Origin of the sequence: Streptomyces poriferorum (genome assembly GCF_019399235.1) — a bacterium.
GTDB lineage: Bacteria > Actinomycetota > Actinomycetes > Streptomycetales > Streptomycetaceae > Streptomyces > Streptomyces poriferorum.
Map to the genome: position 1 here is coordinate 1 of NZ_JAELVH010000088.1, position 26,085 is coordinate 26,085.

Consider the following 26,085-nt stretch of genomic DNA (forward strand, 5'->3'; position numbering starts at 1 on the left):
CGTCGCGCCCACCTCGCTGGAGGAACCGGCGATGCCGGTCCCGTACGACAACAACCCGTTCGCCCGGGAACGCCACGTCTGGCTCGGCCTGCACGCGGCGGCCACCCGCAGCCTCGCCCAGGGCTCGATGATCATTTTCAGCTGAGGGCGCGGACCCGGCCGTCCCCCGCGGTGCTCACCGGTGACCGGTCACCGCGGGGACTCCGGCGGCCGCTGCCGCGGCATGTTCGGCCGGCCCATCGACTGCAGCGGGAACCTTCCCGGCTGAACCCCGGGCTCCGCGCGCCCGCCGCCCGAGCCGCCCGAGACCAGTGCCTGCATGCCCATCGGGGCAGGACCGGCCCGGAACTCCACCATCCAGTCCGCGGTCTCCGACCGTACGAGTTCCGTGATGTCCTCCGAGAAGCGCCGCAGCACCCCCAGGCACCTTTCGGCCGCCTCGCTCGCCGTCCCCTCGGCCGGGCCGAGCACCTCGCGCACGCACTCCGACGCCCAGTCGAACTGGAGCACCTGGAGCCGGCGCTGTACGGCCTGAGCCGTGGCGAGATTCCTTATCCAGCCCGAGGTCAGGCCGAAGTACCGGTCGCACGCCATGCACGCGGCGCCCAGCAGCAGCGACAGATACCCCCAGCCCGCCGCGCCGTGCAGCGCGCCCGTCAGGTCCAGCAGCGGCAGCGCGGCTCCCGCGACCGCCCCGGCCGCCGTCCCCAGCCGCAGTGCCCTGGCGCCGCGCCGCTTCCACACCCGGTCGCCCAGATACCAGTCGGCGGTGCGCAGCGCGTCGGCCTCGACCCATCGGTACAGCTCGTCGAGCCGCTGGGCGGGTTCGCCCCAGTCGCCGAGCGGGAACGGCGTCCCGGTCAGGTCCCTGCCCTGCGCCTCACGGTTCCGAGCGCCGGAGCCCGCACCGGAACCGGAAGGAGTGGCCGGACCGGACACACCGGATTCGTTGCGGGGCGGCCCTTCGGGCTGCATCTCCGGCTGACTCACCGGGGTACTCCTCTGCATGCTGCATAGCGACGCGTGTTCTCGACCGCGTACTCGACGATGGGCGGATCTCTGCTCTCTGTGCACTCGCTGCTCACTGGCCCCGGTGCGACCCGCAGTCCCCCGTGCGTAACCTTGCGTGACGGGAGATGCGCGTGCGCGTACCGGGACGCACCCCTTCCTACCGCCGAATGGTGGGCCATGGGGTCGAAATCGCGGTATTCCCGGGTGCACAGGGCCTCTGGTCAGGTATAGGAGCCTCGCCACGGTCCGCGGGAACTCACTCGAAAGAGTTGCCCGCCAGTGGGTGGGGCGCGCCGCGCGGGGAGCACGTAGGCTCGGCTTACCGAAACATTTGTCGTCGAAATGCCTGGAGTGACCGTGATTCCCGGTGGTGGTCAGCCCAACATGCAGCAGCTGCTGCAGCAGGCTCAGAAGATGCAGCAGGACCTCGCCCAGGCTCAGGAGGAGCTGGCCAGGACCGAGGTCGACGGCCAGGCGGGCGGTGGCCTGGTCAAGGCGACGGTCAACGGCTCCGGCGAGCTGCGCGGCCTGGTGATCGACCCTAAGGCGGTGGACCCGGAGGACACCGAGACGCTCGCGGACCTCGTCGTGGCGGCGGTCCAGGCGGCGAACGAGAACGCGCAGCAGCTCCAGCAGCAGAAGCTGGGCCCGCTCACCCAGGGCCTGGGCGGAATGCCCGGCCTCCCCTTCTGACCCGGCCGTACCGCACACGGCCGAGGCCGTGCCCGCACACGACCGCGGGCATACCCAAGACGGTACGTACCCCCTACGGTACGTACCACGAAGCAGCCGATCCGGCTCGAAAGGCGTTCCGTTGTACGAAGGCGTGGTTCAGGACCTCATCGACGAGTTGGGCAGGCTGCCCGGCGTCGGTCCCAAGAGCGCGCAGCGGATCGCCTTCCACATCCTCCAGGCCGAGCCCACGGATGTGCGCCGTCTCGCCCATGCCCTCCTGGAGGTCAAGGACAAGGTCCGTTTCTGCGCCGTCTGCGGCAACGTGGCCCAGCAGGAGGAGTGCGGCATCTGCCGTGACGCGCGCCGCGACCGGACGGTCATCTGCGTGGTCGAGGAGCCGAAGGACGTCGTGGCGATCGAGCGGACCCGTGAGTTCCGGGGCCGCTACCACGTCCTGGGCGGGGCGATCAGCCCCATCGAGGGCGTCGGCCCGGACGATCTGCGCATCCGCGAACTGCTGGCCCGGCTCGCCGACGGCTCCATCACCGAACTGATCCTGGCGACCGACCCCAACCTGGAGGGCGAGGCCACCGCGACGTACCTGGCGCGGATGGTCAAGCCGATGGGTCTGCGCGTCACCCGGCTGGCCAGCGGCCTGCCGGTGGGCGGCGACCTGGAGTACGCGGACGAGGTCACCCTCGGCCGCGCCTTCGAGGGGAGGCGCCTGCTCGATGTCTGATCGTTTTTCGGCCGCGGACCGGCGGCCTCACGACGGCTTTACGTTCAGCGCCGTTATCTTCTTCCCACCGTCTGCGACCGTGCCCACGGGAGGTCTCCTCGATGTCTGACGCCACGCTGAACACTGTCACTCAGGACCCGGACGACTTCGCCGTCCAGATCGCCGACCAGATCAAGACGTTCATCGTCGCGGTCACCGAGGTGTCCCACGTCGAGGAGCCGGAGGAAGCCGTTCCGGTACTGCTCCTCCAGGTCTCCCAGCTCCTGCTGGCCGGCGGCCGGCTGGGCGCGTACGAGGACATCCTCCCCGACGAGCGCTACGAGCCGGATCTCGGCGCCGAGCCGGACGCGGACGGGCTGCGCGAGCGGTTCGCGACCCTGCTGGAGCCGATCGACGTCTACTCCGAGGTCTTCGACCCGTACGAGCCCCGCAAGGCCCCGGTCCCGGCGCGCATCTCCGACGACCTGGCCGACCTGGTCACGGACCTGCGCCACGGCCTGGCCCACTACGAGGAGGACCGCGCCACCGAGGCCCTGTGGTGGTGGCAGTTCTCCTACTTCTCCAACTGGGGCTCCACCGCCTCCGCCGCCCTGCGCGCGCTCCAGTCGCTGATCGCGCACATCCGGCTGAACCAACCTCTCCAGGAGCTCGACGGCCTGGACACCGACCAGGACGCCGGCGACGACGACCTGGCCGAGGAGGCCGGCCGGGTCATGGTCGAGGAGATCGCCGGCCCGCTGGGGCTCCGCCCGGTGAAGTAGCTCCGGGGGCGCCCGCTTTTCAAGATCACCACGCGCCCGGCCGGGAATATGATCACCGGATGATCGAAGGTACATCTGTGAGGCTTCGCGCGTTGCGCGCGGAGGACGCGGCGCATCACCTCCGGTGGCGCAACGACCCGGAGGTCGTGCACTGGGCCACGGCCGGTGACCCGTGCTTCGGGCCGGTCACACAGGAGGCTCTCGCGCTCGCTTTCGAGACGATGCTGCGGCTGCCCCCGAGGGAGTCGGCCGTCCTCACGATCGAGGACCTGGCCGACGGCACGGTGATCGGCATGGCGGACTACCGGGACCTGGACCCGTTCGCCGGGGTGGTCACGGTGGGCGTCACCGTGGGCAGCCGGGACCACTGGGGCCGCGGGTACGGGTCGGAGGCGCTGAGGCTGCTGGTGGGGCATCTGTTCGGGGCCTTCGGGCTGCACCGGATCGAGCTCGACACCTGGAGCGGCAACGAGCGGGCCGTCCGCGCCTTCACCCGGGCGGGCTTCCGGGAGGAGGGCCGGCGCCGGGAGACCGTACGGGTGGCGGGCAGGCGGTACGACACGGTGCTGTTCGCGATGCTGCGTGAGGAATGGCCGGACGCGGCGGACGCGCCGGACGCGGCGGTCGCGCCGGTCTGAGGGGCTTCCGCGGGCCGCGTTCCGGCCCGTTTCCCGGGCCGCGGCCCGGCCTGCATCCCCGGACCGCGTTCCGGCCGGGTTCCCGCGGTTTCCTGACCGGCCGGGTTCCCGCGGTCTCCCGTCCGGTCGGGCTTGTGCGGGCTACTTCTTGAGGAAGTCCAGGAGATCCTTGTTGAACCTCTCCTTGTCGCCGGGGACCAGCGCGATGCCGTGGGAGCCGCCCTCGTAGACCTTCAGCTCGGCGCCGGAGACGATCCGCGCCGACTTGCGGCCGGTGGCGTCGAGGGGCACGATCTGGTCGTCGTCGCCGTGGACGATGAGAGTGGGGACGTCGAACTTCTTCAGGTCGTCCGTGAAGTCGGTGTACGCGAACGCGTCGACGCAGCGGACGCCGCCCTCGATGGTCTGCGCCATGGCCATGTACCAGAACGCGTCCTTGTTGCCCTGCGTCACCTTGTTGCCGGGCCTGTCGGTGGAGAAGAAGCCCTCCGCCGTGTCCTTCCAGAACTGCGAGCGCTCCTTCAGGATGCCCGCCTTGATCTGGTCGAAGGCCTCCTCCGGCACGCCCTCCGGGTTGGTGCCGGACCTGAGCATGAGCGGGGTCACCGCCGACAGCAGGACGGTGGACCGGATGCGCTCCGTGCCGTGACGCCCGATGTAGCGGGCGAGTTCGCCGCCGCCCATGGAGTGGGCGACGAGCGTGACGTCCCGCAGGTCCAGGCCCGTGATCAGGTCGTCCAGGTCGTCGGCGAAGGTGTCGAAGTCGTAGCCGTCCCAGACCGGGGTGGAGCGTCCGTGACCGCGCCGGTCGTGCGCGATGCCGCGGAACCCGGCGTCGGCCACCGCTTTGAGCTGGTCGTGCCAGGCGTCGCCGTTGAGCGGCCAGCCGTGGATGAACACCACGGGCCGCCCTCGGCCCCAGTCCTTGTAGAAGATCTCGACACCGTCGCGGGTGGTGCAGACAGGCATGGCCGGTCCTTTCGCTGAAGGAGGCGGTGCCGGACGGGCGCCGGCGCCGCCGCGTGGAACTCGACGGGGCCCCCGATCCCCCACTGACCGATCCTGGGGCGCGTGCGGTGAACCGCAAATCGGGGCGCGGCTCCCCGCGCACCCGCCACCGGGCGCGCGGGGAGCCGCGCGGGGCCGGGCAGGCGCGTCGACCGCCCGGCATGTGGGCTGGGCCACATGGGGGAGTGGTGCGGTGATCAGCGGGCAGCAGCCTCGTACGAGCAGTTCGGAGCGACACGCCGACGATCACGTGGTGAGCGGGACATCTCAGCATGTGGTATGAACGGGGCGTTTCCGGACTGCTCGTTAAACTGAGCCGACCGCGATAAATGGATTGAGCGAGGAGCGCACGTGGGCCTTGTCGTGCAGAAGTACGGAGGCTCCTCCGTAGCCGATGCCGAGGGCATCAAGCGGGTCGCCAAGCGAGTCGTCGACGCCAAGAAGAACGGCAACCAGGTGGTTGTCGTGGTGTCCGCGATGGGTGACACGACGGACGAGTTGATCGATCTCGCCGAGCAGGTATCCCCGATGCCTGCCGGGCGTGAGTTCGACATGCTGCTGACCGCCGGGGAGCGGATCTCCATGGCCCTGCTGGCCATGGCGATCAAAAACCTGGGCCATGAGGCCCAGTCCTTCACGGGCAGCCAGGCCGGTGTCATCACCGACTCGGTCCACAACAAAGCGCGCATCATCGATGTCACGCCCGGCCGCATCCGGACCTCGATCGACGAGGGCAACATCGCCATCGTCGCCGGGTTCCAGGGCGTCAGCCAGGAGGGCAAGAACATCACGACCCTCGGCCGCGGCGGGTCGGACACCACCGCGGTGGCGCTCGCGGCGGCGCTGGACGCCGAGGTCTGTGAGATCTACACCGATGTGGACGGTGTCTTCACCGCCGACCCGCGGGTCGTGAAGAAGGCCCGGAAGATCGACTGGATCTCCTTCGAGGACATGCTGGAACTGGCCGCGTCCGGTTCCAAGGTGCTCCTGCACCGCTGTGTGGAGTACGCACGCCGCTACAACATTCCGATCCACGTCCGCTCGTCCTTCTCGGGGCTGCGCGGAACCTGGGTCAGCAACGAGCCGCAAGGGGACCAGCAGGTGGAGCACGCCATCATCTCCGGAGTCGCCCACGACGTCTCCGAGGCCAAGGTCACGGTCGTCGGCGTGCCCGACAAGCCGGGCGAGGCCGCAGCGATCTTCCGCGCGATCGCGGACGCCGAGATCAACATGGACATGGTGGTGCAGAACGTCTCCGCCGCGTCGACCGGTCTGACCGACATCACCTTCACACTCCCCAAGGCGGAGGGCCGCAAGGCCATCGACGCCCTGGAGCGCAGCAGGGCCGGCATCGGCTTCGAGTCGCTGCGCTACGACGACCAGATCGCCAAGATCTCCCTGGTCGGCGCGGGTATGAAGACCAACCCGGGGGTCACCGCGGGCTTCTTCGAGGCGCTGTCCGACGTCGGCGTGAACATCGAGCTGATCTCGACGTCCGAGATCCGCATCTCGGTGGTCACCCGCGCCGACGACGTCAACGAGGCCGTGCGCGCCGTGCACACCGCCTTCGGTCTCGACAGCGACTCCGACGAGGCAGTCGTGTACGGGGGCACCGGCCGATGACCACACGCCGCCCTTCGCTCGCGGTCGTCGGCGCGACCGGGGTGATCGGCGGCGTCATGCTCCAGATCCTCTCGGAACACGCGGATGTCTGGGGCGAGGTGAAACTGATCGCCTCACCGCGTCTCGCCGGCCGCAAGCTGGTGGTGCGCGGTGAGGAGACCGAGGTACTCGGGCTCACCGAGGACGTCTTCGACGACGTCGACGTGGCGCTCTTCCTGGTGCCCGACGAGGTGTCCGCACGCTGGGCGCCGCTCGCCGCGTCCAAGGGCACGGTCGTCATCGACGACTCCGCGGCCTTCCGGACGGACAGCGAGGTCCCGCTGGTCGTCCCCGAGATCAACCCCCATGCCGTACGGATCAGGCCGCGCGGCATCGTGGCGAGCCCGACCTGCACGACGCTGTCGCTGATCGTCGCGGTCGGCGCCCTGCACGCCGAGTTCGGGCTGCGGGAGCTGATCGTCTCGTCCTACCAGGCCGTGAGCGGGGCCGGACGCGGCGGCGTCGACGTACTGCGCGAACAGCTCTCGATGGTGGCCGGCACCGAACTCGGTACGAAGCCGGGCGACGTGCGCCGCGTCGTGGGCGACACGGCCGGCGGCCCGTTCGCCGCACCCGTGGCCCTCAACGTCGTGCCATGGGCCGGAACGGACGCGGGCGACGGCTGGTCGTCCGAGGAACTGGCTATCCGCGACGAGTGCCGCAAGATCCTCGATCTGCCCTCTCTGAAGGTCTCGGCGACCTGTGTGTACGTGCCCGTGATCGCCACGCACTCGATGTCCGTGCACGTCCGCTTCGAGAACGAGGTCGCGGTCGACCGGGCCCACGAGATCCTGGCCACCGCGCCCGGCGTGGTGCTCTACGACAACCCCGGCGCCGGCGACTTCCCCACCCCGTCCGATGTGGTGGGCACCGATCCCACATGGGTCGGCCGGGTCCGCCGCTCGCTGGACGACCCCCGGGCGCTGGAACTCTTCCTCTGCGGCGACAACCTCCGTAAGGGAGCGGCGCTGAACGTGGCGCAGATCGCCGAAGCGGTCGCTGCGGAATTTCCCCGGTCCTGATCGAACCTGTTTTGTACGCTCTGTGAATGCCCTGTGAGCAAGTTGCTGTTCTGAACCTCTTGAGCTGGGGTGTCGCGGTGGCCGACGATGACCTTTCGGCCCGTCGCAACCGCCGGCCGGCCGGTAGGCGTCTCAGCGGTCACTTCTTGCGTGGCGGGGCGCATATTCGGGGCATCTGGGGAAGAACGGGTACGTATGAGGGCTTATCGCATGGAGCTAAACGCGGTGCCGTATGCGTACAACCCTGACGGGGGGAAACGTGTCCAACTGGCGTGGCAGAGGTTCTCGATATCACAGTGGTGGGCCCCCTGCGCGGCGCTTCGGTGCGACCGCTCAGACGGCCCCGCGCGTCCGGTGGTATGCCGGTGATCGCGCCCATGCCCGCAACGCGCGCTGCGGGGCTGCCGTCGCAGCGCGAGGGCGCTGAGGAGAGCGTGGCAGCCGGAACCACCGTCGACCATCTCACCGAGACCTACCGCGCCCACTACCGTTCGCTGCTCGGCCTCGCCGCCCTGCTGCTGGACGACACGGCCTCCTGTGAGGACGTCGTGCAGGAGGCGTTCATACGCGTTCATTCGGCGCGCAACCGGGTACGCGAGCCCGAGAAGACGCTGGCGTACCTGCGTCAGACCGTCGTCAACCTCTCCCGCTCCGCGCTGCGCCGGCGCATCCTCGGGCTGAAGCTGCTCTCCAAGCCCATGCCGGACATGGCGAGCGCCGAGGAGGGGGCGTACGACCAGCTGGAGCGGGACGCGCTGATCAAGGCGATGCGGGGGCTGCAACGGCGCCAGCGGGAAGTACTGGTTCTGCGCTACTTCGCGGACATGACCGAGGCGCAGGTCGCCGAGACGCTGGGGATCTCCCTGGGCTCGGTGAAGGCGTACGGCTCCCGCGGCATCGCGGCGCTGCGCGTGGTGATGGAGGCTCAGGCATGAGCGGGCGCCACGACGACGACGATCACCTGCGCGGGATCGGGAACCGGCGCCGGCCTGCCCGCGGACATCGGAATGACCGGACTGGAAACGGAATTGTGAACCACGGGCCGGAGAACACTCCGCACAGGGACGGCGACTCGGACCAGGAAGCGCCTCCGGGGGCCGATGGCGCCGCTTCCGGCCCGTTCGGTCCGGGCCCCGGCTCCCTCGGCGGTGACCTCCTCGACGAGGCCGCGCTGCGCAGGATGATGCGCGGTGCCGTGCAGGGCCTCGAACCGAGCGACGGCACCCTCGACCATCTGTACCGCGCGGTGCCCGCCCGTCGTGCGCGGCGCCGCCAGGCGCTCGTCGGGGTGGCCGCGGCCGCCCTGCTCATCGGCACCGCGGTCCCCGCTTTCGTCCACGTGGCCGGCTCCGAGGGCTCCAACACCGCCAGCCCCGCCATCGCCGGTCACGGTGAGCAGGCGCAGGGCGGCAACGGCGAGGAGCCCGGCGCGGAATCCGGCAACGGGGGCGGCACCGGCGGTGGCGACGGGCAGCAGAGCGGTACGCAGGGCCTCCCGGACAGTACGGCGACTCCCTCCGACACCAGCGGTCAGGGCGCGGACGAGGAGACGAGCGGCGGCTCCGCGGACGATCCGGCCGCCAGTGCGGAGGCCGTCATGCCGGCCTGCGCCCCTGACCAGCTCGGGGTCGCCTCGGCGAGCACCGGCGCGGTCGGTGCCGACGGCACGGTGTACGGGACCTTCCGCATCGCCAACGTGTCCGGCAAGGACTGTTCGGTGAGCAGCGGCGGCACGGTGGGCTTCGCGGCGGCGGGTGCGGCCGACCCGGCCAGGATCGTGGTCGTCCGGCACACGCAGGGGGACCCGGCGTCCGGACTGCCCGACCCTGCGCAGGAGGAGGCGACCGTGCTCCTGAAGCCGTCCATGGTCTATGAGGTGCAGTTCGCCTGGGTGCCCCAGGAGACCTGTCCGACCACCGGCGGCTCACCCTCCCCGACGCCCACGGACGGAGCGGCCGGCAGCACCGGGGTCTCGGCCGGGTCCACGACGACGGGCACCGGGACCGGGGAGGGCGAAGCGGGTACGGAGACGCAGCTCGGCAGCGACGAGGGCGACGGTGCGGCCAAGGGCACCGTGTCCGTGATGCACACACCGGAGCCGGGGGCGCCGGTCGCCGAGACGACGATCGCCAACGCCTGCGCGGGCACGATCTACCGGACGGGCGTGCTCGCACCCCCGTCGTAGGTGCGGGGGTGCGCGTCAGCTCGCGGGGGGTGCGCGTCAGCTCACCGGGGTCCGGTGGGGCCGCCGAGCGCCGCGCGGGGGCGGTTCAGCTCGCCGGGGTGTCCTCGTCGGCGACGAGGCCGAGCTTCAGGTCCCGGGCTGCTTCGGCCTCGCGCCGGAGCAGCCGGAACCACATGAAGACGACGAACGCGGCGAAGACGAACCACTCACCCGTGTAGCCGAGGTTCTGGAACGCCTTCAGGTCGAGTCCGCTGCCCTCCGGCGCGGCGGCCGGTACGGGACGCAGTTCGCCGCCGCCCTGCCCCGGCGCGTCGGTGAGGGCGGCATCGGCGGTCCCGGACGCACCGGTCCCGGACGCACTCGTGCGGGCGTCGGTGTCCTGGAGGGTCACCCAGGCGTCGTAGACGTCGTAGCGCACGAGGTTGACCAGGGACGCGGCGCTGATCATGCCGACCTGGCCGTCGGGGAGGCCGCCCTTCGCGTCGACGCCGTCCGTCCCCGTGTTCTCCGAGGCCTGGAGGTCGCCGGTCACGGTGACCCGGCCGGCCGGTGCGGCCGGCACCGGGGTCTGTCCGGCCTTCCCGGGCAGCCAGCCGCGTACCACCGGCAGGGCCTTGCCGCTGTCGGTGCGCAGCATGGCCAGCACGTAGAAGCCACTGCGGTCGCCCAGTTTCCGGCCGGGCACCAGGAACTGATCGGCGTACCGGCCGCTCGCGGTCGCGGGACGGCCGGAGGTCACCGTGTCGACGGGCAGCAGCTCGTCGAGCGGCTCGGCGGCCATCGAGCCGGGTGCGGGCTGCTTCTCGGCGGCCTCGTGCGTCTGCACGCGGTCCTCGAAGCGGCCGAGCTGCCAGGTGCCCATGAACACGCAGAACGGGATGGCCAGCACGACGAAGAGGTTGATCCCCCACCATCGCGGGGTCAGCAGGAACCGGTACACCCCTCCACGGTACGGTCCCCGCTCCGGCTCCCCGGAGCTGGGGCACCCCGTACACGGCCTTTTATCCGGCCCCTACGTCACTGTCGGGCGGCCTAAGGGCTGTCCCGCAATTCCTGGCGGGCGCACGACGACAGCTACGGCACCTCGCCGCGTTGTCGAAACACCCGAATACATCCAGTATGCGGGCGCCTCTCCGCCTTGCGATGCACCGCATCTGACGCCGTGCGCTGATCCACCAGGAATTGCGGGACAGCCCTTAGGCGGGGTCTCCCAGGTGGCGCCGGGCGAAGTCGAGTTCCAGGCGCACCTGCTTGATGCGCTCCTCCACGACGAGCGAGCCGTGGCCCGCGTCGTACCGGTAGACCTCGTGCACGGCGTCGCGGCCCTTCAGCCGGTCGACGTAGTTCTCCACCTGGCGGATCGGGCAGCGCGGGTCGTTGACGCCCGCCGAGATGTAGACGGGCGCCCGCACGGCGTCGACATAGGTGAGGGGCGAGGAGGCCTCGAACCGCTCGGGCACCTCCTCCGGAGTCCCGCCCAGCAGCGTGCGGTCCATCGCCTTCAGGGCCTCCATCTCGTCGTGGTACGCCGTGACGTAGTCCGCGACCGGGACCGCGGCCAGGCCCACGGCCCAGTCGCCGGGCTGGGTGCCGAGACCGAGCAGCGTCAGATAGCCGCCCCAGGAGCCGCCGGCCAGCACCAGCTTCGCCGGGTCCGCGAGGCCGGACTTCACCGCCCACTCCCGCACCGCCGCGATGTCCTCGAGCTCGATCAGGCCGACCCGGTGCTTCAGCGCGTCCGTCCAGGCCCGCCCGTAGCCGGTCGATCCGCGGTAGTTGACCCGGACGACCGCGTAGCCGTGGTCCACCCAGGCGGCGGGGCCGGCCGCGAAGGCGTCGCTGTCGTGCCAGGTCGGTCCGCCGTGGATCTCGAAGACGACCGGGAACGGGCCCTCGGCCGGAGCGGCCGGCCGCTGGACGAGCGCGTGGATGCGGCCTCCGGGCCCGTCCACCCACACGTCCTCGACCGGGACGGACACCGGGGCCTTCGCGCCGGGCGGATCGAGCACCACCGCACCGGTGGTGGAGCGGACGACGGGCGGCTCGGCGGCCGACGACCACAGGTATTCCACCGTGCCGTCCGGCCGGGCCGTGGCGCCGGAGACCGAACCCGCGGGCGTCTCCACCCGCACCAGGGTCCCGTCGGCCGCGGCCGGCCCGTACCGCCACAGCTCGCTGCGGGCCTCGAAGCCGTGCTCGACCAGCAGCGCGGAACCGTCCGGATACCACTCGGCGCCGACATCGCCGGGCAGATCGATGGCGAGGTCCGTCTCCGTGCCCGCCACCGGGTCCCAGATCATCGGCTCCCAGCGGCCGCGCCGCTGGTGCCCGACCAGCAGCCGGGTGTCCCCGGCGACCGGAGCGAAGCCGAGGACCGTGAGGCCGAGCTCCTTCGTGCCGCCCTCGGTGTCGTCCAGCTCCGCGACCGCGGTGCCGTCGGGCCGCACCACGCGCAGCGCGGAGTGCATCGCGTCGCCGTGCTCGGTGTGCTCCAGGGCGATCAGCGAGCCGTCGTGCGACAGGTCGCCGACCCCCGCCGACTCGCGGTGGCGGTAGATCTCCACGGGCGCCGCCCCGGGCCGGACGACGTGGACCGTCGTGCCGTCCTCGTCCGTCGAACGGCCGATCACGGCGGTCCCGTCGCGTCCGATGGCGAGCCCGGCCGGGTAGGAGGGATCGAGACCGGGAGCCGCGGGCTCGTCCACCGCTCCCTGGCTCCCGGCGCCGAACGGCTGGCGCATCCAGACCCCGAACTCGTCCCCGTCGGTGTCGCTGAACCACCACACGGCCTCGCCGTCCGGCGTCAGCACGCCGTCCGTCGTCCCGTTCGGCCGGTCGGTCACCTGGCGCTGCCCGCCCGTCGACCGGTCCCATGCGTACAGCTCGTACGTCCCCGTCGCGTTGGAGACGAACAGCGCGCGGTCCGGCGCGTCCTCCGCCCAGTCGGGCAGCGACACCCGGGGAGCCCGGAAGCGCTGCTCCCAGGCGGGGACGGAATCGGTCGGCGAAGAACCATTGGTCTCAGTCATGCCCTCCATTCTGCGCCGGACGGCCGACAATCCGTTCGCGTCGTCCGCAGCCTGTGGATAACCTCGCCGACATGCCTGCTCCGATACCCGCCGACTGGCGCGAGGGCAACCGCGCGATGTGGGATGAGCGTGTGCCCATCCATGCCGAAAGCGACTTCTACGACCTCGACTCCTTCCGCGCGGGCAAGGACGCCCTGCGGGACTTCGAGCTGGCGGAGGTCGGGGACGTGACCGGCCGGACCCTCCTGCACCTGCAGTGCCACATCGGTGTCGACACCCTGTCCTGGGCCCGGCACGGCGCCGCGCAGGTCGTCGGCCTCGACTTCTCCGAACCGGCCGTCGAGACCGCCCGCGCGCTCGCCCGGGAGCTGGGCATGGGCCCGGACCGGGCCGCGTTCGTCGCCGCCGACGTCCACGACGCGGCACAGGCGGTGCCGGACGACGCGTACGACATCGTCTACACGGGCATCGGCGCGCTGAACTGGCTGCCCGACATCGACCGCTGGGCCGAGACGGCGGCCTCGCTGGTCGCGCCCGGCGGGTTCCTCTACCTGGCGGAGTTCCATCCGCTCACCGACTGCCTCGACGACGAGACCGGTTCGAGGATCGTGCACGACTACTTCTCCCGCGAGGCGTGGGTGGACGAGACGCCGGGCACGTACGCGGACTTCGACGCGCCGACCGTCAACAACCGCAGCGTCGAATGGCAGCACCCGGTGGGCAGTGTGGTCTCCGCACTGGCCGCGGCCGGTCTGCGGATCGAGTTCCTGCACGAGCACGACGCCTCGCTCTTCGCGCGGTTCCCGGTGCTGGAGCACGGATCGGACGGCTACTACCGCTTCCCGGCGGAGCGGCCGCGGATTCCGCTGATGTACTCGGTCAAGGCGAGCCGGCCGGACGGACCGGGCAGTCGCCGATAGCGCAACGGGCCGGCCGGCCGGGGCCGTTCGCCAGTGGCGGGACCGATTGTCAGTGGTCGGGTCCAGACTCGGACCATGACCACGACTGCTGATTCGACGGCCGAACTGCGTGCCACGGTCGAGAGGTACTGGACCGCGGCCGACGTCCGTGACTGGGACGCCTTCGCGGCGACACTCGCCGACGAGGTGCTGTACGACCTGCCGCAGACCCGCGAGCGCATCCGCGGCAAGGAGCGGTACATGGCGTTCAACCGGGAGTACCCGGGGGACTGGCGAGTGCGTGTCGAGCGGGTCGTGGCCGACGGCGGCGGGCGGCAGGCAGCTGTCCGGACGCTGTTCACGGACCGCGGGCGGGAGTCGCACGCCGTCCACTTCTTCACCTTCGACGCGCAGGGGCGGATCAGCGGGATCACCGACTTCTGGCCCGAGCCGTACGAGCCCCCGGCAGGCCGGGAGCATCTGGTGGAGCGGTACTGAGCGGACGGGAGGCGGCCGGTACGCACGGACGCGGCACCTCTTCGGAGCCGGGAACTCCGAAGCGATGCCGCGCCCGGTACAACCGTGCCGACCCTATGCGACCGAACGGAAGGCGGGCAGATAGCCGCCCAGCTGGCCGGAGTCCCTGGGGTGGTACGAGTTGTAGACGGGGATCGTGACGCTGTGGAGCCACGGGCTGCCGGAGCACAGCTCATGCCCGGTGAACTCGTCGACGACGCTGGAGAAGGTGAATCCGGCGTTCGCCGCCTGCTTGGCGATGACGCCGTTCAGCACGTCGGACGCGTTGTTGATGGCGGTGCGCTCCTTCTCCGTGAGACCGGCGATGCAGTTGCCGCCGATCTTGTAGAAGCGCGGGTAGCCCAGCACCACGACGTGCGCCTGCGGGGCCTTGGAGTGGATCGACGTGTAGAGCGAACCCAGCCGCGACGGCAGCGTGTTGTTCATCTGGCCGACGGCCGTGCTGACACCGGCGAGGCAGGCGGCCTCACCGGACAGCACGCAGTCCTGCATGACATCGGCGAAGCCGACGTCGTTGCCGCCCGCGGTGACGCTGACGAGCGTGGTGGACGAGCTCAGCGAGCCGAGCTGGCTGCTCGCCACGGAGCTCGTGGTGGCGCCCGAACAGGCGACGAAGGCGAATGACGAGGGGGAGTTCGCCGCCGCCCACAGGTAGGGGTAGGACTTGGTGCTGCGACGGCAGTCACCGCTGTCGGACATATAGCTTCCGGCGCCGACGCCGGACGAGTACGAGTCGCCCAGGGCGACGTACCCGCCGGCGGCGGCCGAGGCCGGCTGGGCCATGCCGAGAGCGGCGGCTGCGGCGAGGAGCAGCGTGGATGCGGATGCCCAGAATCTCCGTACTGACATAGCTGTCAGCCCTCCGAAGTGTGGGGGGTGGGTGGGGGATTGATGAAGCGTCACCTGTTGTAGCAGCTTCGGGTACCCACCGGTAATGGCTTCGCGAGAACGTGCCGGATTTGCCCTAATGATCGTTCGGTAGTCATAGCTCCGCGCGTAGATAAACCTCCAACCAGCCCTGAAACAAAGGTTTGAGGACCATCTGCTCATCACTTCGGAGGTTGCGGTGGAATGTCCTACGAGGAGATACGAGGAGAAGGAAGGGCGATGCCGGAACGCCGCATCGCGCCGCGCCGCAGCGCTCGGCGGGCCTCAGCGCACCGAGCTGCGCCCGACCACCGCGCCCGCCCGGTCGATGCAGATGACGTCCACGGCGACCGGCGCGCCCCGCAGTACCGTCAGCGCCTCGTCCCGTGCAGCCGAGGCCACCAGGTCACCGAGCGCGATGCCGCGCGCCAGGCACGAACGGAGCGCCGCGAGCCCCGTGTTGGCCGCGGCCACCTCGGCGGCCAGGGCCTCGTCCGCCCCACCCCGCCGGGCCAGTGCGGCCAGGAACGACGGATCCACCTGGGAGCGCGCGGAGTGCAGGTCCAGATGGCCGGCGGCGAGCTTCGACAGCTTGGCGAACCCTCCGCAGACGGTGAGCCGCTCCACCGGATGACGGCGTACGTACTTGAGCACCGCGCCCGCGAAGTCACCCATGTCCAGCAGGGCGATCTCCGGCAGCCCGTACTCGGCCACCACGGTCCTCTCCGAGGTGGAACCGGTGCAGCCCGCCACATGGGTCTGCCCGTCGGCCAGCGCCACGTCCACACCGCGCCGGATCGAGTCGATCCACGCCGAGCAGGAGTACGGAACCACGACACCGGTCGTGCCGAGGATCGAGAGCCCGCCCAGGATGCCCAGACGCGGATTCCACGTGGAGCGGGCGATCTCCTCGCCGTCGTCCACGGAGAGCGTGATCTCCACGTCCCCCGCGCCCCCGTGCGCGGCCGCGACCCGCGCCACATGCTCGCGCATCATCCGGCGCGGCACGGGGTTGACCGCGGGCTCGCCGACATCGAGCGGCAGGCCGGGCAGCGTCACCGTGCCCACGCCCGGACCGGCCCGGAACACCACACCCGAGCCGGGCGGCAGCAGCCGCACGGTGGCCCGGACGAGAGCCCCGTGCGTGACATCGGGGTCGTCGCCCGCGTCCTTGACGATGCCGGCCGTGGCCCGCCCGTCGTGCAGCTCCTCGACGGCGAGCGCGAAGGCGGGGGTCTGCCCGCCGGGCAGGGTGATGGTCACCGGGTCGGGGAAGTCGCCGGTCAGCAGGGCCGTGTACGCGGCCGTGGTGGCCGCGGTCGCGCAGGCACCGGTGGTCCAGCCGGGCCGCAGACCCGTGTGCTTGAGTTGGGCGCTGCGCCCGCCCGAAGCCCCGCCCGACCCTCCATGGGTGAGGCGTCCGCCCGACTCCTCACCTGCGCCGCGTCCGCCCGACGCCTCACCCATGGAGGGACCCGATGCACGTGCTCGTACTCGGCGGCACGACGGAGGCCCGTCGGCTGGCCGGGCTGCTGGTGGCGGAGCTGCCTGAGGGGACCCGGGTGACCAGCTCGCTGGCCGGCCGTGTGGCCGGACCGAGGCTGCCGCCCGGGGAGGTGCGCATCGGGGGATTCGGCGGAGCCGGGGGCCTGGCCGCATGGCTGCGTACGCACCGGGTGGATGCGCTCATCGACGCCACCCATCCTTTCGCCGGGACGATCAGTTTCCACGCGGCCGCCGGTGCCGCTGCCGCCCATGTTCCTCTCCTCGCTCTGCGCCGCCCCGGCTGGGTGCCCGGCGCGGGCGACGACTGGCACCCGGTCGCCTCCCTGGAGGAGGCCGCGGCGGTACTCCCGGCCCTCGGCCGGCGCGTGTTCCTGACGACGGGACGCCTGGGCCTGGCGGCCTTCGCCGGGCCGAACGGCCTGTGGTTCCTGTCGCGGTCGGTGGACGCCCCCGAACCGCCGTACCCCGCCCGCATGGAGACGCTGCGGGACCGGGGGCCGTTCACCCTCGAAGGCGAGCGCGAGCTGATCCGCCGCCACGGCATCGACGTCCTCGTCACCAAGGACAGCGGAGGCGCCGCCACCGCCCCCAAACTCGCTGCGGCCCGCGAGGCCCGGATCCCGGTGGTCGTGGTCCGCCGGCCACCGGTCCCGGACGGCGTGACGGTGGCCGGTACGCCGGAAGAGGCCGTCAGCCGGCTGCGCGCACGGCTCGGACACCCGGGCTGACCGGCCACCGGCTCACTCCTCCTCGGAGGCCAGGGCGTTGACCGCCGAGGCCGCCATCGCACTGCCGCCCCGCCGGCCCCGCACGATCAGGTGAGCGAGGCCCGACGGGTGCGCGGCCAGGGCGTCCTTGGACTCGGCGGCGCCGACGAAACCGACCGGCACACCGATGACGGCGGCGGGCCGCGGCGCCCCCTCCTCGATCAGTTCGAGCAGCCGGAACAGCGCGGTGGGCGCGTTCCCGACGGCGACGACCGCACCGTCCAGCCGGTCCCGCCAGAGCTCCAGCGCGGCGGCGCTGCGGGTCGTGCCGAGCTCCGCCGCGAGACCGGGAACGGCCGGGTCGGACAGGGTGCACACCACCTCGTTGTCCGCGGGCAGCCGTCGCCGGGTGATGCCACTGGCCACCATCGCCACGTCGCACAGGATCGGCGCACCGCCCCTCAGCGCCGTACGGGCGCGGCTCACCACGTCCGGGGTGAAGGCGAGATCGCGGACCAGGTCGACCATGCCGCAGGCGTGGATCATCCGGACGGCGACCTGGCTCACATCGGCCGGAAGCCCCGTCAGATCGGCCTCGGCGCGGATCGTGGCGAAGGACTGGCGATAGATGGCCGGTCCGTCCTTCTCGTACTGGTGCACAGTGCTGTCGCTCTCTTCGCGTGGCTGCCTTCTCGGCCCCGCGCGGACGCGGGGGCGGCCGTACGGGCCCGACCGAGGCTATCCACTGGGCCGGCGGCCCCCGCACAGACGTCCGGGGCACTCGAAGGGGCGAAATCCTTTCGTCGCCATGGACGAGGACGCCGTCTGCCCGCTGCCGGAGTGCGACGTCACCGTGGATGCGGTGAAGGGCAGGAGAGATACAGTCGGCGTCGTGGTAAGTGCGCACACTCTGCTGAGAGACCTTCTCCTTCAAGCCGACCGCCTGGACCCGCACGCCGCGGCCGGTCAGGGCCGGCGGACGCTGCTGCCCGGCGAGCAGGCCCGGTTCCGCGTGACCGGCTGCGGTTCCGCGGACGGGAAGAGGGCGCGGACTGTCCTCTTCTGCGCGGACGCGAGGTGAACAGTCCCGCACGTGTGACCATCAAGGACGTCGCCGCCCGCGCCGGCGTGTCCAAGGGTGCCGTCTCGCTGGCCTTCAACCAGAAGCCGGGCGTATCGGACGTCACCCGCCGGAGGATCTTCGAGGCCGCGAAGGAACTGGGCTGGGCCCCGAACCTCACCGCGCGCAGCCTCTCCAGCCAGAAGGTCGACATCATCGGCCTGGCCCTGTGCCGTCCCGCCCGGCTGCTCGGCCTCGAACCGTTCTACATGGACTTCATCTCCGGCATCGAGAGCGTCCTCGCCGAACGGTCGTACTCGCTGCTCCTGAGGCTGGTGCGGGATCTCGACGAGGAGACCGAGCAGTACAAGTCCTGGTGGCGCAGCCAGACGATCGCCGGCGCCATCCTGGTCGACTTCCACGAGAACGATCCGAGGGTCCCGTCGCTGCAGCCCATCGGGCTGCCGGCGGTGGCCGTCGGCCATCCGTCCCTCACCGGTTCCTTTCCCGCGGTGTGGACCGACGATGCCACGGCCGCTGCCGAGGCCGTCCGCTATCTGGCGGCGCTCGGCCACCGGCGCATCGCCCGCGTCGGCGGCCCGGTCGGGCTCGGCCACAGCGCCATCCGGGCCACCGCCTTCGCGTCCACGATGCGGGAGCTGGGGCTGGACGAGGGCCGCCAGATAGCGACCGGCTTCGACGGGAGCGAGGGGGCCAGGGCCACCCGCTCCCTCCTGATGTCGGCCGACCGTCCGACGGCCATCGTCTACGACAACGACATCATGGCCGTGGCGGGAGCGGGGGTCGCCGCGGAGATGGGCATCGCGGTTCCCGACGACGTGTCGCTGCTCGCCTGGGACGACTCGCAGCTGTGCCGGATCACGCATCCCACGCTGTCGGCCATGAGCCACGACGTGCACAGCTTCGGGGCGCAGGTGGCCCGCACCCTGTTCGCCGTCATAGAGGGTGAGCACACCGGTTCCGTACAGGTGCCGACCCCGTCCCTCACTCCGCGCGGTTCCACCGCACAGGCACCCGCCCGGAACTGAGAAGGGCCGGCTTACGGGCGCGGCCCCGAGGAGAGGGCGGGAACGCCGGCCTGTGAAGAGGCGACGGGGGCTTGCGAGGAGGCGACGCCGGCCTGTGAAGAGGCGACTGGGGCTTGCGAGGAGGCGACGCCGGCCTGTGAGGAGGCGACTGCAGCCGCACCTATCAGCCCGGCGTCCAGGGCCAGGAGCGCCGGTACCACGGGCAGCCCGCGAATGAAGTCGAGGACGGCGTAGTCGGCCATGCGCCGGCGCAGGGGAGCGAAGAGTGTGTCGCCGGCCTGCGCCACGCCTCCGCCGATCACCACCAGATCGAGCTCGACGAGAGCCGCCGTCGCCGCGATGGCGGCCGCGAGCGCCTGAGCCGCCCGCTCGTAGGCCGCCCGGGCGTGCGGGTTGCCCGCCCGGGCCGCGTCGGCGACCGCTGCCGCCGTCGGGGCCACCCCGGCCGGCGCCGACCACCCGGCCGCCTGTGCCTGCGCGGCGATGGCCGTACCGCTGGCGAACCCCTCGACGCAGCCGGGCGCGCCGCACGGGCACAGCGAACCGTCCAGATCGACGGTGATGTGCCCGATGTGACCCGCGTTCCCCGTCCTGCCGGTGTGCAGCCGGCCGCCGAGGACCAGGCCGCCGCCGACCCCGGTGGACACCACCATGCACAGCGTGTTCTCGAACCCGCGCGCCGCGCCCAGCCAGTGCTCCGCGGCGGTCATGGCCACGGCGTCCCCGACCAGCACGGGCCGCAGCCCCAAGGGCAGCCGCGGGTGCGCCGCCACCCGCCCGGTCAGCGGGAAGCGCCGCCACGCGGGAATGTTGACCGGGCTGACCGTGCCCGCGGCGGTGTCGACCGGACCCGCGCTGGCGATGCCGAGGCAGGTCAGCTCGTCCCACATCGGGTGGAGGGCCAGTTCGTCGAGTACCGATGTCACCGCCGCCATGAGCTCGCCGGCGGACCGCTGCGCGGGGGTAGGCCTCTGCGCGCGTACGAGCAGCGTGCCCGCATTGTCCACGAGCGCTCCGGCGATCTTCGTGCCGCCGATGTCCAGTGCTCCGTACACCGTCACGTCACCACACCTTTCGTGAAGGAAGCGGGTTTCCTTCGCTCCGGATCACACTCTGACGGGTGATGACAACGCTGTCTAGAAACTAGTTTAGTTTAGGTCAAGGTTTAGTAAAAACCCTCGGTGATTCCGGACAGGATCCGTCCGGTGCGTCGGCTCCCAGCCCTCTCACGAGGCACCGGGCCCTTGTCCGGCCGCCGTTCGCAGGGCTTCGACGAACGCTCGCACCCGTGCTGTGGCCCCCTGCTTCGGCCAGATCGGCGCGTAGAGCACCGGGGTCGCGTCCCTGACGGGAACCCAGGCGACTCCGGGAGCGGCATGAAGATGCTCGGCGCCGGCGCTGGCGAGGGTGACGCCTTGTCCGTCCGCGACCAGGACGGGGATCTCATGCCAGGAGACGGCCGCGTGCCCGTGGTGTATGGGCCGCCCGGACGGGGTGTGGCGGGGAAAGTGGTGGTCGCACCAGTGCTGCGGGGCGCTGCCGCCGACCGTCAGCAAGGTGGTGCCTGCCAGGTCCTCCAGGGACACCGACTCCGCCCGGGCCAAGGCGTGGTCGACCGGCACCAGCAGGCTGCGCGGATAGGACAGGAGCGTCGGCCCGGCCACCAGATCGGGCTCGTTCAGCGGAAGTTCGGTGACCTGCAGATGTACCTCGGCCCGCCGCACCGGGCCGTAGGGGTCCGACAGCAGGACCTCCTGGATCGTCACCTCGCAGGCCGGGTGCACCGCCTTGAACGCCTCGATGGCGCGCATCAGGAGGCGGGCCACCATCTGGCTGGAGAAGCCGACCCGTAGGCGGCCGGAGATGCCGCGCCCGGCGGCCACGGCGTGCTCCAGCGCCGCGGTGATCTGCCGGTGGACGGGCAGCAGGTCCTCGCGCAGCCGGGCGCCGATCGGGGTCAGGACCACACGGCGACTGGTCCGCTCGAACAGCAGGGCCCCCACCCGGCGTTCCAGCGTTCGGATCAACTGGCTCACCCGCCCCACCGATAACCCCAGTCGTCGGGCGGTGTGGCCGAAGTGCAACTCCTCGGCCAGCGCCAGGAACGCCTCCATCTCCTGCCGTTCCATACATCCCCCTGATCGTTTAAGAGGGCTGCACGGTACTTCAGCAGATCGGCGTTGTTCCAGATCACGACGGTGGACAGGGTGGTGGAGTGCCGGTTCTCCGGCGCCCTCACCACCGTACTGAACGCCCGCTGAAGAGGAGACACACCGCCATGTCCTTACCCGTACGCCGCCTCGCTCTCGCCGCGGCCGCCGCGGTGCTGGCCACCGCGCTCGGCAGCACACCGGCCTTCCCTGCCGCCGACGGCCCTCGGACCGGAGCCGCAGACGGCCCTCGGTCCCGCGCCGCCGACGGTCCTTGGACCACAGCCTGGACCGCCTCCCCGCAGCGACCGAGCTCCAGCTTCCAGAAGAACTGGAGCCAGGAGGGCTTCCGCGACCACACGTTGCGCCAGACCGTCCGCGTCACCGCCCCGGGCGGGCAGCTGCGGATCCGGCTGTCGAACCGGTACGGCACCTCCTCGCTGCACATCACCGCCGCCACCGTCGCCCGGCCCGGCACGGGCCCGGCCGAGGTGTCCGGCAGCGCCCGCCCGGTCACCTTCCACGGCCGGGCGTCGGCCTCGATCCCCGTCGGGGGCGACCTGGCCGGCGACCCGGTGGCCCTGCCGGTCGACCGGCTGGGCGAGGTGACCGTCACCCTGTACCTGCGCGACCGGACCGGCTCGGCCACCTTCCACGACCAGGCGTACGCCACCAGCTACCTGGCCGACGGCGACCACACCACCGACACCGGCGGCGCCGCCTTCACCCGTACCTCCGCCTCGCTGTACTACCTGACCGATGTCGAGGTCCGCGGGAGCGCCGGGACCGCGCCGCCCGCCCGCCGCGGAACTGTCGCCGCCTTCGGCGACTCCATCACCGACGGTTTCGGCTCCACCACCGACGCCGACAACCGCTGGCCGGACGAGCTGGCGGAGAACCTGGCTGCCACCGGCGCACCGCGCCCCGTCCTCAACGCCGGCATCGGCGGGAACCTCTTGGTCCACGACACGGCCTGGTTCGGCGACAGCGCCTGGTCCCGCTTCGAGCGCGATGTGCTGGACAAGCCCGGCGTGAGCACGGTCGTGCTGCTGGGCGGTCTCAACGACATCGGCTACAGCGAGATCGACCTGCCCACCTACAAGCCCGACCCGGACGTGTCCGTCCAGGAGCTGATCGAGGTCGAACGTGACCTCATCCGCCGGGCCCACCGCCGGGGCATCGAGGTCGTCGGCGGCACGCTGCTGCCGATGAAGGGTGCCGAGTACTACAACGCCACATCCGCGGACAAGATCCGAAAGCTCAACCACTGGATCCGTACCTCGGGCGCGTACGACGCCGTCGCCGACTTCAACAGCGCCATGGCCGACCCGAACGATCCCGAACGCCTCGATCCCGCCTACGACAGCGGAGACCACAAGCACCCCAACGACGCCGGCTACGCGGCCATGGCCCGAGAAGTGCAGCGCACACCCCTGATCTGACCCGTGCCCCGTCCCGGCCGCACCACCACCCCGAGGAGCCCTCGTGGATCTCCATCTGACCGGCAAGACCATCCTGATCACCGGCGCCACCAGCGGCATCGGGCGCGCCACCGCCCAACTGCTGGCCGACGAGGGGGCCCAGGTCGTCGCCGTCGCCCGCTCCGCCGCCGACCTGCCCATCGACGTCGACCTGCTGCTCGGCGACCTGTCCGAACCGGCCACCGCACAACGGGCCGTGGACCATGTGATGGCCCGCCACGGCCGCATCGACGGCCTGGTCAACAACGCGGGCTCGCTGACGTCCCGCGAGTCCTTCGAGGACATCGACGACGCCCAGTGGCACCGCACCTTCGAACTGAACCTGCACGCCGCGGTCCGTGTCACCCGAGCCGCGCTGCCCCTCCTGCGCGGCAACCCGGACGGTGCGGCCATCGTCCATGTGGCCAGCGAGGCGGCCCGCCTGCCGGACGCCTCGATCGCCGACTACGCCGCATCCAAGGCGGCCCTGCTGTCGGTGTCCAAAGCCCTCGCCACCTCGCTCGGCCCCAGCGGGGTGCGCTCCAACGTCGTCTCCCCGGGCCCCACCCGTACCGCGCTGTTCGACGCCCCCGGCGGATTCGCCGACCAGCTCGCCACCCGCTACGGCCTGCCGCGCGAGCAGGCCGTGGACCGCTTCATCCGGACCGAGCGCCGCCTGCCCACGGGACGCATCGGCACCCCGCAGGAGGTGGCCGGGGTCATCGCCTACCTGCTGTCCCCGCGCGCCACACAGGTCACGGGCGCGGAATGGGCCATCGACGGAGGCGCGCTGCGGCAGCTGTAGACCACGCGCGCACCCCTGCGTACCCACGGCTGAGGGAGGTCTTCTCTTGCCCAACGGATCGCAAATGGCTCCCAAACGACTCCGGAAACCACTCAGGGGCCTGATCCACTAAGTGGATCAGGCCCCTGACCTGGTCTTACGGCTGTCGGGGTGGCGGGATTTGAACCCACGACCTCTTCGTCCCGAATGAGGCCGGGCGTGATTGCCACCGGGTGGTTTGCTGTTTTGGCTGGTCAGGACGTTGGGGTGGAGTGGTGTCGGTTGGTCTCGAAGGGGCTTGGAGGGTGGCCCGGCTCCCAAATGGCTCCCCGGGAAGCGGTCAGCGTGCGTCGTCGAGCTTGCGCATGAACTCGGCGATCAGCACGTGATCTCGATCCGCGGCGGAACGCAGGGACGGATCCCGCCGGATCCGGTGCTTCTTGAACCCCGTGTTCCGCTCTGTTTCCGGAGCGGAACACGCGCTCGACTGTGCTGTGGAGCATCTTCCTGGCCTTGGGGAACTGCCCGCCGAGCATGTCCGCGACGGTTGCGAGTTGGGCCCGGAGGGCTTCGTCTCAACGCGGGCAGTCGTACGGTGGCCGATCACCAGGGCATTGGTTCGGGCCGCCGGTGCCACCACCAGCCCAGTTGCCTGCCACGCGCCTCCGCGCCCAGGAGTATTCCGATCAGTGAACCCTGTGGGTCCTCCGTGGTGAGGTGGGTGTAGGTGTTGTCCAGGCGCTGAAGCCCCTGTTGGAGTACGGCCGCAGCGGGAGGGGGAAGGGTGTGAGGGACGGTAGTCAGCCCGTCTCGCGCGGCCAGCCGCTCCCGGTAGATGTCCGGGGGGCACCAGCCCGAACCGGCCCACCCCGATGCCATGTGGGCGACGAGCATTTCCCACGCTGCCAGACCGTCCGAGAACTTCCATTCAGGGCCTCGCGGGGCCAGGAAATGTGCGGGCATTTGCTCACGGAAGTTGTCCGTGATGGGAGTGGGAATCCTCAACTCCCGCACAACCTCCGGGATCCTCGTCACCTTTGCGTTCGGCAGCTGCCGAATCGGGATTTCCACGGCATCAACCACATATACGGGGGCTTCTTCGTCGGATTCGTAGAGGCGTACCCGCGTGATGTTTCCTTCGGGGGTGGCTGCCCAGTAGGCGCTTGGCGGCATCGACTCGGCAGGGAAGAGGACCACCAGTTCGGTTGCTGTGGCTACATGCTGAGCCAACACCGATTCTGAGGGAGGGTCGGCAACAAACTCCTGCGCATAGATGTCCAACCCCCAAGAGAGGTCACCGCGAAGGGCGCTGTACTGGCATGAGACGGCGGCTTCCCAGTTCCTCAGGTCGGGATCACCGAAGGAGTCGGATACATCCACATCCGCGACACTCACGTCAAAGGATGATGCCAGAACGGATACCAGTACGCGTGATTCCATCACGCCGGCAACCAGCAGGTTATACATCATGGAATGATCCCGTTGTAGATCTTCAAAGCCTTTTCGATGGCTTCCGGGTTTCGCACAAAATTTGGATCTCTTGCGAGCTGTGGGGCTGCTGAAACGTCGCCGCGCGCCCGGACGATCTGCTTCAAGGCTCCGTCCCTTCGATATCTGCTCGCGCCCGCCACTTCCCCCTTCTTCCAGTTGACCCAGAACCCTTTCCGCTGGATCCAGATGAGGTGGTCTCGCCCCAGCCGCTTCCCTGACTCCCCGCCGCCATGAGGACGATCCCGGCACTGCCCAGAAGGGCGGCGTTCATGGCGGCTTCGGCGGTGATCTCGGCCGTGGCAATGCCTCCGGCCATGGCGCCGCCTCCCGCCATGGCTAGGCCGGCGCCTGGCGGGAAGAGGGCGGCAAGGGATATGAGGAGGAGCAGGAGTGGAAGTGCCCCTTCGCGTGGCTCCCCAGCTCGTAAGCCAAGCCGGGGCGCTGCTGTCATCTAGCCATTGTGGTCAGTGAACAGGAAGGGCACTCGCAGTCACGGCATCACAGACCGGAGACCCTCTCAGGTGTTGAGAATTTGCCGGAGAGCGTCCTCACGAAGGCCTTGAACCGGGTCGGCGGCATCCCCGTCGAAGCGTGCGGCTTCGCTGTTCAGGCGGTCTGCGGCAGTGTCCGTGCGAGAGGGGGCCCATTGGAAGCCGGGGCCTACTTTCCCGGCTGCCGTGAGAACTCGCCAGAGGTTAGGGCATTGGCCGCAGGTGCCCAGATGCCTGCCGATCGGAACGGTATGGCAGCCGACCACCGTCGTCACTTGTCGTAGGTGGTCCGCTGTCCGGCGGGGATGGCGGCGAGCAGGGTGTGTAGACCGGTCTAGCTGTATTGCCCTGTGA

At 70.7% G+C, this 26,085-nt stretch carries 27 protein-coding genes; 16 read left to right on the forward strand and 11 right to left on the reverse strand.

Annotated features, from left to right (window positions below; all coding sequences use genetic code 11):
• Window positions 1–145, forward strand: a 145-nt coding sequence (locus JGS39_RS42165) for a putative DNA-mimic protein (RefSeq protein ID WP_505391875.1), incomplete at its 5' end; no start/stop codon positions are given.
• 44 nt (window positions 146–189) lie between these two features.
• On the opposite strand, the gene JGS39_RS17190 is transcribed toward JGS39_RS42165, so the two are convergent.
• The gene (locus tag JGS39_RS17190) at window positions 190–990 is read right to left on the reverse strand and encodes an SLATT domain-containing protein (RefSeq protein WP_306082456.1); all 801 of its coding nucleotides are present in this window, start codon (window positions 988–990) and stop codon (window positions 190–192) included.
• Between the two features lie 378 nt (window positions 991–1,368).
• Here JGS39_RS17190 and JGS39_RS17195 point away from each other — a divergent pair, with 378 nt between their 5' ends.
• The 4 genes from JGS39_RS17195 (at window position 1,369) to JGS39_RS17210 (ending at window position 3,824) form a co-directional block, all read left to right on the forward strand.
• Window positions 1,369–1,704 carry a YbaB/EbfC family nucleoid-associated protein gene (locus JGS39_RS17195; RefSeq protein WP_148022075.1) on the forward strand — a complete coding sequence of 112 codons (336 nt, stop codon included), beginning with the start codon at window positions 1,369–1,371 and terminating at the stop codon, window positions 1,702–1,704.
• Between the two features lie 121 nt (window positions 1,705–1,825).
• A complete protein-coding gene (recR, locus tag JGS39_RS17200; RefSeq protein ID WP_148019920.1) occupies window positions 1,826–2,425 on the forward strand; it encodes a recombination mediator RecR in 600 nt (199 codons plus the stop codon).
• A gap of 101 nt (window positions 2,426–2,526) precedes the next feature.
• Window positions 2,527–3,186 (forward strand): DUF5063 domain-containing protein, encoded by a 660-nt coding sequence (locus tag JGS39_RS17205; RefSeq protein ID WP_219570008.1) that lies wholly within the window; start codon window positions 2,527–2,529, stop codon window positions 3,184–3,186.
• Window positions 3,187–3,263: 77 nt separating this feature from the next.
• On the forward strand, window positions 3,264–3,824 hold the full coding sequence (locus JGS39_RS17210; protein ID WP_308120484.1) for a GNAT family N-acetyltransferase: 561 nt from the start codon (window positions 3,264–3,266) through the stop codon (window positions 3,822–3,824).
• A 141-nt stretch (window positions 3,825–3,965) separates the two neighbouring features.
• Here JGS39_RS17210 and JGS39_RS17215 read toward each other — a convergent pair whose 3' ends face one another.
• Window positions 3,966–4,793 carry an alpha/beta fold hydrolase gene (locus JGS39_RS17215; protein WP_219570010.1) on the reverse strand — a complete coding sequence of 276 codons (828 nt, stop codon included), beginning with the start codon at window positions 4,791–4,793 and terminating at the stop codon, window positions 3,966–3,968.
• A gap of 390 nt (window positions 4,794–5,183) precedes the next feature.
• On the opposite strand from JGS39_RS17215, the gene JGS39_RS17220 reads away from it, so the two are divergent.
• From JGS39_RS17220 to JGS39_RS17235, 4 genes are all read left to right on the forward strand, one after another.
• Window positions 5,184–6,455, forward strand: coding sequence for an aspartate kinase (locus JGS39_RS17220; RefSeq protein WP_148019924.1), 1,272 nt, complete (start codon window positions 5,184–5,186; stop codon window positions 6,453–6,455).
• Window positions 6,452–7,516, forward strand: a complete 1,065-nt coding sequence (locus JGS39_RS17225) for an aspartate-semialdehyde dehydrogenase (protein WP_219570011.1) — start codon at window positions 6,452–6,454, stop codon at window positions 7,514–7,516. The genes JGS39_RS17220 and JGS39_RS17225 overlap by 4 nt, the downstream gene beginning before the upstream one ends.
• Before the next feature lie 359 nt (window positions 7,517–7,875).
• Window positions 7,876–8,451, forward strand: coding sequence for a SigE family RNA polymerase sigma factor (locus JGS39_RS17230; protein WP_148019926.1), 576 nt, complete (start codon window positions 7,876–7,878; stop codon window positions 8,449–8,451).
• Between the two features lie 95 nt (window positions 8,452–8,546).
• Window positions 8,547–9,701, forward strand: coding sequence for a hypothetical protein (locus JGS39_RS17235; protein WP_219570012.1), 1,155 nt, complete (start codon window positions 8,547–8,549; stop codon window positions 9,699–9,701).
• An 85-nt stretch (window positions 9,702–9,786) separates the two neighbouring features.
• On the opposite strand, the gene JGS39_RS17240 is transcribed toward JGS39_RS17235, so the two are convergent.
• Both JGS39_RS17240 and JGS39_RS17245 read right to left on the reverse strand, forming a co-directional pair.
• Window positions 9,787–10,641: an SURF1 family protein gene (locus JGS39_RS17240; RefSeq protein ID WP_219570013.1), complete on the reverse strand. Its 855-nt coding sequence runs from the start codon at window positions 10,639–10,641 to the stop codon at window positions 9,787–9,789.
• Between the two features lie 256 nt (window positions 10,642–10,897).
• The gene (locus JGS39_RS17245; protein WP_219570014.1) at window positions 10,898–12,739 is read right to left on the reverse strand and encodes a S9 family peptidase; all 1,842 of its coding nucleotides are present in this window, start codon (window positions 12,737–12,739) and stop codon (window positions 10,898–10,900) included.
• A 62-nt stretch (window positions 12,740–12,801) separates the two neighbouring features.
• Here JGS39_RS17245 and JGS39_RS17250 point away from each other — a divergent pair, with 62 nt between their 5' ends.
• A complete protein-coding gene (locus JGS39_RS17250) occupies window positions 12,802–13,650 on the forward strand; it encodes a class I SAM-dependent methyltransferase (RefSeq protein WP_219570015.1) in 849 nt (282 codons plus the stop codon).
• A gap of 75 nt (window positions 13,651–13,725) precedes the next feature.
• Window positions 13,726–14,127: a nuclear transport factor 2 family protein gene (locus JGS39_RS17255; protein WP_219570016.1), complete on the forward strand. Its 402-nt coding sequence runs from the start codon at window positions 13,726–13,728 to the stop codon at window positions 14,125–14,127.
• A gap of 93 nt (window positions 14,128–14,220) precedes the next feature.
• Here the strand turns inward: JGS39_RS17255 and JGS39_RS17260 are convergent, their stop codons facing one another.
• Together JGS39_RS17260 and JGS39_RS17265 are read right to left on the reverse strand one after the other, a co-directional pair.
• Window positions 14,221–15,015, reverse strand: a complete 795-nt coding sequence (locus JGS39_RS17260; protein WP_219570017.1) for an SGNH/GDSL hydrolase family protein — start codon at window positions 15,013–15,015, stop codon at window positions 14,221–14,223.
• A gap of 303 nt (window positions 15,016–15,318) precedes the next feature.
• Complete coding sequence (locus tag JGS39_RS17265; RefSeq protein WP_219570018.1) at window positions 15,319–16,500, reverse strand: cobalt-precorrin-5B (C(1))-methyltransferase; 1,182 nt, start codon at window positions 16,498–16,500, stop codon at window positions 15,319–15,321.
• Between the two features lie 11 nt (window positions 16,501–16,511).
• On the opposite strand from JGS39_RS17265, the gene JGS39_RS17270 reads away from it, so the two are divergent.
• Window positions 16,512–17,267, forward strand: a complete 756-nt coding sequence (locus JGS39_RS17270) for a cobalt-precorrin-6A reductase (RefSeq protein WP_219570019.1) — start codon at window positions 16,512–16,514, stop codon at window positions 17,265–17,267.
• 12 nt (window positions 17,268–17,279) lie between these two features.
• Here JGS39_RS17270 and JGS39_RS17275 read toward each other — a convergent pair whose 3' ends face one another.
• The gene (locus tag JGS39_RS17275) at window positions 17,280–17,906 is read right to left on the reverse strand and encodes a precorrin-8X methylmutase (RefSeq protein WP_219570020.1); all 627 of its coding nucleotides are present in this window, start codon (window positions 17,904–17,906) and stop codon (window positions 17,280–17,282) included.
• A 148-nt stretch (window positions 17,907–18,054) separates the two neighbouring features.
• On the opposite strand from JGS39_RS17275, the gene JGS39_RS17280 reads away from it, so the two are divergent.
• Entirely contained in the window at window positions 18,055–18,327 is a 273-nt protein-coding gene (locus JGS39_RS17280; protein WP_236063456.1) for a hypothetical protein, read from the forward strand.
• Window positions 18,324–19,355 carry a LacI family DNA-binding transcriptional regulator gene (locus JGS39_RS17285; RefSeq protein WP_219570021.1) on the forward strand — a complete coding sequence of 344 codons (1,032 nt, stop codon included), beginning with the start codon at window positions 18,324–18,326 and terminating at the stop codon, window positions 19,353–19,355. The genes JGS39_RS17280 and JGS39_RS17285 overlap by 4 nt, the downstream gene beginning before the upstream one ends.
• An 11-nt stretch (window positions 19,356–19,366) precedes the next feature.
• On the opposite strand, the gene JGS39_RS17290 is transcribed toward JGS39_RS17285, so the two are convergent.
• Both JGS39_RS17290 and JGS39_RS17295 read right to left on the reverse strand, forming a co-directional pair.
• Complete coding sequence (locus JGS39_RS17290; protein WP_219570022.1) at window positions 19,367–20,416, reverse strand: ROK family protein; 1,050 nt, start codon at window positions 20,414–20,416, stop codon at window positions 19,367–19,369.
• A gap of 165 nt (window positions 20,417–20,581) precedes the next feature.
• A complete protein-coding gene (locus JGS39_RS17295) occupies window positions 20,582–21,484 on the reverse strand; it encodes a LysR family transcriptional regulator (RefSeq protein WP_219570023.1) in 903 nt (300 codons plus the stop codon).
• A gap of 149 nt (window positions 21,485–21,633) precedes the next feature.
• Here JGS39_RS17295 and JGS39_RS17300 point away from each other — a divergent pair, with 149 nt between their 5' ends.
• Window positions 21,634–22,947 (forward strand): SGNH/GDSL hydrolase family protein, encoded by a 1,314-nt coding sequence (locus tag JGS39_RS17300; RefSeq protein WP_219570024.1) that lies wholly within the window; start codon window positions 21,634–21,636, stop codon window positions 22,945–22,947.
• Window positions 22,948–22,990: 43 nt separating this feature from the next.
• Window positions 22,991–23,770, forward strand: coding sequence for an SDR family NAD(P)-dependent oxidoreductase (locus JGS39_RS17305; protein WP_219570025.1), 780 nt, complete (start codon window positions 22,991–22,993; stop codon window positions 23,768–23,770).
• A 582-nt stretch (window positions 23,771–24,352) separates the two neighbouring features.
• Here the strand turns inward: JGS39_RS17305 and JGS39_RS17310 are convergent.
• Together JGS39_RS17310 and JGS39_RS41465 are read right to left on the reverse strand one after the other, a co-directional pair.
• The gene (locus JGS39_RS17310; protein ID WP_219570026.1) at window positions 24,353–25,219 is read right to left on the reverse strand and encodes a hypothetical protein; all 867 of its coding nucleotides are present in this window, start codon (window positions 25,217–25,219) and stop codon (window positions 24,353–24,355) included.
• Window positions 25,216–25,344: a hypothetical protein gene (locus JGS39_RS41465; RefSeq protein ID WP_264302756.1), complete on the reverse strand. Its 129-nt coding sequence runs from the start codon at window positions 25,342–25,344 to the stop codon at window positions 25,216–25,218. Before JGS39_RS41465 ends, JGS39_RS17310 begins: the two co-directional genes overlap by 4 nt.
• Between the last annotated feature and the right edge of the window lie 741 nt (window positions 25,345–26,085).

Excerpts from the sequence above, each read along its gene's own strand:
- JGS39_RS17205 (WP_219570008.1), top strand. The coding sequence starts at position 2,527 with ATGTCTGACGCCACGCTGAACACTGTCACTCAGGACCCGGACGACTTC.
- JGS39_RS17215 (WP_219570010.1), bottom strand. The coding sequence starts at position 4,793 with ATGCCTGTCTGCACCACCCGCGACGGTGTCGAGATCTTCTACAAGGAC.
- JGS39_RS17225 (WP_219570011.1), top strand. The coding sequence starts at position 6,452 with ATGACCACACGCCGCCCTTCGCTCGCGGTCGTCGGCGCGACCGGGGTG.
- JGS39_RS17230 (WP_148019926.1), top strand. The coding sequence starts at position 7,876 with ATGCCGGTGATCGCGCCCATGCCCGCAACGCGCGCTGCGGGGCTGCCG.
- JGS39_RS17245 (WP_219570014.1), bottom strand. The coding sequence starts at position 12,739 with ATGGAGGGCATGACTGAGACCAATGGTTCTTCGCCGACCGATTCCGTC.
- JGS39_RS17250 (WP_219570015.1), top strand. The coding sequence starts at position 12,802 with ATGCCTGCTCCGATACCCGCCGACTGGCGCGAGGGCAACCGCGCGATG.
- JGS39_RS17255 (WP_219570016.1), top strand. The coding sequence starts at position 13,726 with ATGACCACGACTGCTGATTCGACGGCCGAACTGCGTGCCACGGTCGAG.
- JGS39_RS17260 (WP_219570017.1), bottom strand. The coding sequence starts at position 15,015 with ATGTCAGTACGGAGATTCTGGGCATCCGCATCCACGCTGCTCCTCGCC.
- JGS39_RS17265 (WP_219570018.1), bottom strand. The coding sequence starts at position 16,500 with ATGGGTGAGGCGTCGGGCGGACGCGGCGCAGGTGAGGAGTCGGGCGGA.
- JGS39_RS17270 (WP_219570019.1), top strand. The coding sequence starts at position 16,512 with ATGCACGTGCTCGTACTCGGCGGCACGACGGAGGCCCGTCGGCTGGCC.
- JGS39_RS17280 (WP_236063456.1), top strand. The coding sequence starts at position 18,055 with ATGGACGAGGACGCCGTCTGCCCGCTGCCGGAGTGCGACGTCACCGTG.
- JGS39_RS17295 (WP_219570023.1), bottom strand. The coding sequence starts at position 21,484 with ATGGAACGGCAGGAGATGGAGGCGTTCCTGGCGCTGGCCGAGGAGTTG.
- JGS39_RS17300 (WP_219570024.1), top strand. The coding sequence starts at position 21,634 with ATGTCCTTACCCGTACGCCGCCTCGCTCTCGCCGCGGCCGCCGCGGTG.
- JGS39_RS17310 (WP_219570026.1), bottom strand. The coding sequence starts at position 25,219 with ATGATGTATAACCTGCTGGTTGCCGGCGTGATGGAATCACGCGTACTG.